5 protein-coding genes are annotated in these 7378 nt (G+C 64.6%); 2 read left to right on the top strand and 3 right to left on the bottom strand.

The features are described from left to right. Window positions 1–699, top strand: a 699-nt coding sequence (locus WFI52_RS13575; RefSeq protein WP_336627461.1) for a hypothetical protein, incomplete at its 5' end; no start/stop codon positions are given. Further along, window positions 699–1352, top strand: a complete 654-nt coding sequence (locus WFI52_RS13570; protein WP_336627462.1) for an MAE_28990/MAE_18760 family HEPN-like nuclease — start codon at window positions 699–701, stop codon at window positions 1350–1352. The genes WFI52_RS13575 and WFI52_RS13570, both read left to right, overlap by 1 nt. On the opposite strand, the gene WFI52_RS13565 is transcribed toward WFI52_RS13570, so the two are convergent. Genes WFI52_RS13565 through pglZ form a run of 3 tightly spaced genes read right to left on the bottom strand, consistent with a single transcriptional unit; the run spans window position 1335 to window position 7376 of the window. Further along, window positions 1335–3416 carry a DEAD/DEAH box helicase gene (locus WFI52_RS13565; protein ID WP_336627463.1) on the bottom strand — a complete coding sequence of 694 codons (2082 nt, stop codon included), beginning with the start codon at window positions 3414–3416 and terminating at the stop codon, window positions 1335–1337. The genes WFI52_RS13570 and WFI52_RS13565 overlap by 18 nt on opposite strands. Continuing rightward, complete coding sequence (gene brxD, locus WFI52_RS13560; RefSeq protein WP_336637423.1) at window positions 3409–4710, bottom strand: BREX system ATP-binding protein BrxD; 1302 nt, start codon at window positions 4708–4710, stop codon at window positions 3409–3411. The genes WFI52_RS13565 and brxD overlap by 8 nt, the downstream gene beginning before the upstream one ends. A gap of 5 nt (window positions 4711–4715) precedes the next feature. Beyond that, a complete protein-coding gene (gene pglZ, locus WFI52_RS13555; protein WP_336637421.1) occupies window positions 4716–7376 on the bottom strand; it encodes a BREX-2 system phosphatase PglZ in 2661 nt (886 codons plus the stop codon). Window positions 7377–7378: the final 2 nt, after the last annotated feature.

The raw sequence follows: 7378 nt of genomic DNA, 5'->3' as shown, positions 1-7378 counted from the left end.
GACGTGGATAAGCCAGAGCCCCGGCTGGCAGAACACGCACGCCCGCCCGCCGAAACAACTCAACGAAAAGCGAAACGCGGCTCAACCGAATCGCGACGGTGGATCAGGGCTCAGCTCTCGAATCAGGAGATGAGAAACGCTCAGCTCGTGGGCGTCAACCCGGAGTTCGTTGAATGGCTTCGCGACCTCGCAGACCGCGAGTCTTTTGTCTCATTGCTGCGTCTCCCGGAACGGGACAAGGAGCGTATGTACGACGAAGAGCTCGTCCTCCGCTTCCTCTTTATTCATGCGAAGCATGACGACGAGATTTCGCGCATCCGCAACTTCCAAGACGAGCTCGAGGATTTCGCCCTGACGCTTGCACTCGAGTTCCGTGACGATCAGAGGGCGGAACTCACGCGGGTGTTTGAAACCACGTTTGACCTGCTCCAGCAAGCAGACGAGGATGTGCTTCGGCGCTGGGACTCGAGCAAACAAATGTTCGTGGGCGGGTTTCTCAACACCTCCTTCGAGGCGATCGGCATGGGACTTGGGTTCCACATCGCCAACGGCAACAAGTACCGGACCGACATCAAGGAAGCCGCGAGCGAACTCTGGGCGCAACCTGACATGACGCGAAAGTTCGCTACCGGAAAGTCGACAGAAGCGAGGCTTCGGTTGATGGTCCCCAAGGGACGCGCCATCTTGCTGCAGCACTGATGACGAAGCTCAGATCGCTCACCGAGTTCGATGACGCCGTGTCGGACGAGACAGCGTGGCGAAAGCAGGAGCTCAGCATGGCGCGCAAGTCGGTTAGCGCCTCGTCAGGTGTAGCTCTGCAATCCAGCCTCCGCGCTGGCGTCCTCCTTCTCTACGCGCATTGGGAGGGCTGGATCAAGAACACCTCGCGCCTCTACCTTCGCTTCGTCAACACCAAGAAACTTCGGTATGACGAGCTCAGTGTGGCGTTTCTCGGGAATGCGCTGAAGACGCGATTGTCGGGCATGGAAGTTGCGCACTCGGCGACGACACACAACGAGTTCGCTTTGTTCCTTAGGGAAGGTATGGGGGATCGCGCCCGGGTCTCGGAGGATCTCGTTCGAACTGAGAGCAATCTATCGTCAAGGGTGTTGGCTGACATTGTCCACCGACTCGGCTTACCGCTCGAAGTTGAGTTCTCAACGCGGTTCAACATGATCGACACAGAACTGGTCGATCGCCGGAACACCATTGCGCATGGTCAATACCTCGACATCACAACAGGTGACTTTCTGCAGCTCCACTCCGACGTGATTGCGATGCTCGAGAGATTTACGGATGAACTGCTCAACGCCGCGGCAACCGGCGCCTACCGATCAGTTCGGACTGAGTAGCTCGACGCGAGCCGAAGCGGTCGCTTTGGCCCCAACATGGTCGGCGAATCGCTCGGCGAGCGTGGCCACTGCGAGCGGCGCCGGCAGTGAAACCGAGAATTTCAATCCATCGACTGCCTGGGGCGCGATCTCGGGCAACGCATCTCCCACGCTCACGCACTCGAGCACGTCGTCGTCTACGGCCGCCCCGAACCTGATGGTCTCGTTGTCCGCCGTCGCGGACTCCGCCACCTCATTCGGCAACGCCGCGAGCAGCGTCGCATGTGCCTTCATTCCACCGAACGCCCAGAGCACCGAGGACTTCTCGCCGCGTTCCAGCACCAAGCCATCGTCGACGACCTGATCATGTCGAAGCGTCCGGACCTCTGAGAGCCGTGCTATCGCACGCTGCGACAAACTGACCGGGGGATTAGCCCCCAGCAGTACGTCGCGCCGCGCGCGAACCATCTCAAACGACTCGGGCAGAGGTTCAGATCCCCACCGCACCCGACCCTTCGTGAGGTCCTCCCGCACAACGACCACATGACGATCCCAGTCGATGGATTCGACGATCCACGCTCGACCAGCGAGCAGCAGCGGCTTCCTGCCTTCGATCACCTGCGTGGTGAGAGACAGCGGCGCGATCGATCCGATCTCGCGGCATCCTTCGATCACTTTCATCTCAAGGTCTGCGATGAACGTCGACAGGAGTTCGAGGAAGTGTCGTCGCCCGAACTCCTTCTCGGCACGCGGACCGATGAATAGCCACGGTCCATCTGCCGCGAGAAACTCTTGCTCGATGAGGTAGTCGAGCACTTCGTCGGCGCCGTCCATGACGCGCGACCCTGCCCACCACTCATGCCACGATGCCCGCGCAAACCGTCCCTCTTGTAGTGCGAGCGCCAAGAGTTGCTGAGCGGCGATGTGCCGAGGGGACGGCGGAGGCACGACCGGCTCGACGAACCCAGTCCCCCACAGGTGCAGCATCCCGGCCGCGCGGAGCAGCGTGTCGTTGTCGGTCGCGAGGAAGAGCGCGTTTCTCACGGATCCGGCACGCCGCCCGGTGCGTCCAAGCCTCTGCAGGAAGGACGAGACAGAACGCGGCGAGTCGAGCTGGATCATCCGGTCGAGGTCCCCGATGTCGATACCGAGTTCCAGGGTGGAGGTCGCGACGATCACACAGTCTCGACCTTCAGCAAACGCACGCTCGCTGCGCCGGCGCTCGTCGACAGACAGCGACGAGTGTGACACGTACGTCTCCACTCGATTGCTCCGCAAGGCGAAGGCGAGTTCTTCAGCCTGCGATCGCGACTCACAGAACACCAGCCGCTTCTCGCCGAGGAACATCTGCGACAGCACAACTGCAGCGTTGTCCACCGAGCCCACAAAGTCGAGCATCACATCGGGCTCGACCGCTACGCCGCCTTCACCGATGACCACTCGTGCCGGGGCGCCCGCATCCGCGTTCGATCCCTGCAGCCACCGAAGCACGTCATCCGGATTTCCGAGGGTGGCCGAGAGGCCGATCCGCTGAATGCGCTGTCCGCACAGTCGTTGCAGTCGCTCGAACACCGCGACGAGGTGCCAACCGCGGTCGGATGCTGCGAATGCATGCACCTCGTCGGCGATCAGTGCACGCACGGAGCGGAAAAGCAGGTGGTGCTCCACGCGCCGTGAGACGAGCATCGCCTCAAGCGACTCGGGTGTCGTCAGCAGGATGTCGGGTGGATCGCTCAGAATTCGACGACGCTCGCCGTCACTCACGTCTCCGTGCCAGAGCGCGACTCGTCGCCCGAGCCACGCGGTGTACTCCTCAAGCCGAGGCAGCAGGTTGTTCAGCAGGGCCTTGAGCGGCGCGACGTAGATGACGCTGAGCCCCTGCCATTCCTCGTCAGCCATTCTCGACAACACGGGGAATGTGGCCGCCTCGGTCTTGCCACCCGCAGTCGGCGCGATGAGTAGGCAATCGGCGCCGGATCGCACTGGCTCGATCGATGCTTTCTGGAGCGGTCGAAGGTCGTACCATCCGAGCGTGTTAGCCACGTGGTACTCGAGCGCTCCCGTGAGTTCGGCGTTCTCAGACATCGAGGTGGATGCTGTCGATACCACCGACCGCGGCCCGCTCGTCGGCGTTGAGCTCACTGTCTGCAAAGACGACCCCCGACGCCGCGGGCGGCACGAAGTCGGGGAACTGCTCGACTTTGTCGAGGGTGTCCACAAGCTTGCGCAGATAGAGCCGTGGCGCGACGCCGACCTTTCCGCCGAGACGCCCGGCGATGGTGTCCGCGAGCCCTGCGAGATACTTGTCGGTCACCAGGTCATCGATCCGATCGATGGCCGGGCTGCCGCTCGCATAGATGTCTCGAACCCGGTCTCCAAGCTCCACGAGGCTCTCGCGCCGGAATCCGAGCAACCGCACCTGGGGCGCCCGGGGATTGTCCCATCGAGGGTCCCCGCTGAAGTCGACACCGATCCGAGCCGCCAGAGGAGGTAGCCGCTGCACTCCCTGCGTGCCGTCGAAGAACGCCGGCGTTCCAGTGATCAGAACGTAGAGACCCGGGAATCGGCCGGCGTCCACCTCGTCGAGGAGTTGCCGCAGCGCATTGAGCGACTTCTCTCGCACGTCACTGCGCACGCGCTGCAGCGTCTCGACTTCGTCGAGGACGAGAACGAGCCCTCGATAGTCGGCGTCGCGCAGCACGGCCAGCAGGCCTTGCATGAAGCCGAACGCACCGAAGTGGTCGAGGTCTCCGCGGATGCCGGCTCCGCGACGGATGGTGGCCGACACGTGGGGCTGTCCACCGAGCCACGCGATCAGTCCGTCAGCCGTCTCGATATCCCCTCGAACAGTAGCCGCGTGATAGGCGCGTAGGGCCGCAGCGAAAGCCGGCGCCGTCCGCGAGACGACAGCCAGGCGCTGTTCCAGCAACTGCTGAGTCCGCTCGGCGAGCGCATCGCGATCGGCGGCGTTCGCTCCGGCGTCGACGGCGTCCTCTTCGAGAACGCGCAACCACTCGTCGATCACCTCGCGGAATGCGCTCGGCGCTGTCGACTCCGTCGCGAGGTTCTCTGTGACCCGTCGAAAGATGGTCTCGAGCTTGTGCAGGGGCGTCTCGGTCTCCGAGATCTGCACTTCGGCCGTGGCGAACCCTCGCTGCTTGGCGGTCTCGATCAACCATCGGGCGAAGAACGTCTTTCCGGCGCCGTATTCACCGCGAACAGCCTTGAAGACAGCACCGCCTTCGGAGACCCCATCCAGCTCGTCGACAAGAGCGGATTCGAATCGATCAAGCCCTACAGCCATCACGTCCAGACCTCGCTGAGGCACCGTCCCACGCCGGAGTGCATCGATGATCTCGCGCCTTCGCCGCGCGCTCACCGCGCTCACGGCCGAGCTCCGAGCTCGAACTGCTCACGGAGCAAGCTCTCGTCGAGCGTCACCGTGACCTGGTCTGGGTCGAGATCTACGACCGCATACCCATCAACGTTCAGTAGCCGTCGCAGCGAGGCGAGCACGCCCGGCAGCGACGACGCCGCGACGCCGGCTGCGACCGCAACGGTGTCGCGGTGTGCGCGCCCTGCGCCCGCCACGAGGGATGCCACGATCGCGCGAACCGTCTGGTCGTCGATCGGATGGCGACTCGCGCGCGCCTGCCGTTCGCGGTACGTTTCGCTCCGCACGAGTTGCTCTTCGACCGGCACGGCCGGCGCGGCGAGCGGCGTCTCGGCCGGGATGTCCTCGAACAGAGCTGGCGTGTCTGCTGCAACTGCGCGAATCCGCCGCTTTGTCGGCGCCGAGGTCATAACCGGCATGACGGGGTCGGCGCGCACGGGCTCGTTCCACCACACGGGTTCCTGCGGGGGTGCCTCCACCCAGCCATCCGGCGCGGTAGCTCCCTTGGGCTGAGCGACGATGACCGGGATGGCGATCTCTGCGAGTGCCGCCCCCCCGTGATACCCCGCGCGCTTTGCTGCGAATCGCACACCTTCGGACACCGCGAGGATGCTTGCGCCTCCCGGCGCAAGTACGCGAGGACCGCTCACGAGCACCTCGTCGGACTGCGCCGGGCCCGTCGAAGGATCACGGAAGCGGGCTGCGGCTCCGGGTGCGCTGCGCAGTTCGCTCCCGCGCTCGACCACGTGTCCATGGTCGGAGGTGAGGATGATGACCCGGCCCGACTCGCGTGCCGCGTCAAGCAGCGCCGGCAAGTTCGAGATCTGGTTCACGTGCCACCGCAGTGCGTCGACCTCGGCGGTCGCGAGTGCGTCGTCGATGGTGTTGAGGACGACACCGACGATCCTGCGGTCGAGATCCGCGATCGCGGTCGTGACTGCGGATGGGAGCGCGTGACCTGCGTCAGACCGAAGGTCGTCCTTGTGGAACGCGACTCCGCCGACTGTAGCCGCGAATCGGGCCTTCTCGGTCTGCTGGTTTCCTGCGAGCAGCTCCCCCGCGAACAACGACGTGCGGGAGTACTCGGTGATCGTCGGCAACACCGCAACCGCCGATCCGCGTCGCAGAGTGTCGCGTCGGACGAGTTCCGTCCAGCCACGATCGGCGAACTCGTCTGCCAGCTCGGTCGCGGTCGCGAAACTCATCCCGTCGAGCACGATCAGGAGCACCGGAGCCTGTCCGCTCAGCGGCACGACCGTATGCGTGAGAGGCGACTCCGCACCGGGCACGGACGAATCTACGGCGATGCCTCCCGTAAGCAACCTGGCTGCATCCTGGTCCTGCGCTTGTCGCGCACTCTGCACCGCATCCGCGAGCCGCCCATACGCGTGCGCCAGCCTCGCATCGTTGTCACCATCCCAGATGTCGCCCAGTGCGCGCTCGACCCATGCACCGTCCGACGAGTATCGAAGCAGAGCATCAACGAAGTTCGCGGGAGCCGTACGCTGCGTGCTCAGCCACCTCACGAGGCGCACCGCCATCGCCGACGTCTGCAGCGGACGTGAGATGGTCGAAGCGGCGTGGTGCCTCTTGAGAGCTGCGAACGCATGCTCGACGCTCGCCGCTTCGCCCGTCCCTTGGACGTCCACGGCCATCTCGATCGCCTCCCCGAGGGCGACGACACGAGCGCGCAGTCCCGAGAGAAGGTAATCGGATGCCGCGGCTCCATCGGCCCAGGCGATCTCGGCACACAGGGCTTCCGCCTGATCGAGGATCTCGCGCCCATGAACATCGTCGATAAGCCGGCGCATCAGCCTGCGCGACGCGTCGCCGAACCGCTGCGCCGCGTCGGGCGAGGCCCCGGTTCCGATGTAGGACTCGATTCGCGCGCGCGCCGCAATCGTCGATGGATCCCGCGTCTTAGTGCCAGACGCCCACAACTCACCGCAGACCAGCCCGACAGCTGCGACCGACACGTGCCCCCCGGCGAGAGCAGAGCGAAGAGCCAGTGCGAAGTCCGGGCCCATGTGCGTGAACACCGCGCGTACGAGCGAGGCCCTCACTTCCGGATCGAGGACCCGGAGGCGTGCACGCACGCCGAGATCGTCGAGCGGAGCCAGACAGGTGACGAGGTCGAGGTCGTCGAGACGCCCGAGTCCGAGGATCGCCATGATGAGGGACTTCACCGCGTGGTCTGGCGTCAGCGTCGCCCCGGGAGCGGGAGGGTACCCGCGTTCGGGACGAACAGACAGCAGCAGGCTCGGCATCCATGGTCCGAGCTCGCTCACATGGCGGGGCACCACCTGATCGCGCACACCGAAGAGCCCGGGAACCATGCTCCATTCGTCGAGCTCGCTCACTCGTTGACGATGCGCGTCGAGCATCACTGCAGACCCGAGCTCACGCTCGGTAAGCGAGGTCAGAATAACGACGACCTCGTCCGGAGCTGCGCCGCGCATCGAGTCCAGAGCCGCAAGACCCGAGACGCCTTCAACGACTTTGACCGACGTGTCGCGCACTGTCATCTGGGGCGGCCCCGACCAGGTCGGTTGGGCACGCACGAGAAGTGTCCGTGCTTGGCGGCGTGCGGACGACAGCCAAGCGTCCACGTGCTGACGAAGGGCGGCTTCAGAGACAGTTGGAGCGCCCATGG

Source organism: Microbacterium sp. MMO-20 (genome assembly GCF_037147735.1).
GTDB lineage: Bacteria > Actinomycetota > Actinomycetes > Actinomycetales > Microbacteriaceae > Microbacterium.
The sequence above is the reverse complement of the archived record's forward strand: the minus strand, read 5'-3'. Positions and strand labels throughout refer to the sequence as shown.

Coding starts and splice junctions, on each gene's coding strand:
- WFI52_RS13570 (WP_336627462.1), top strand. CDS start 699: ATGACGAAGCTCAGATCGCTCACCGAGTTCGATGACGCCGTGTCGGAC.
- WFI52_RS13565 (WP_336627463.1), bottom strand. CDS start 3,416: ATGTCTGAGAACGCCGAACTCACGGGAGCGCTCGAGTACCACGTGGCT.
- pglZ (WP_336637421.1), bottom strand. CDS start 7,376: ATGGGCGCTCCAACTGTCTCTGAAGCCGCCCTTCGTCAGCACGTGGAC.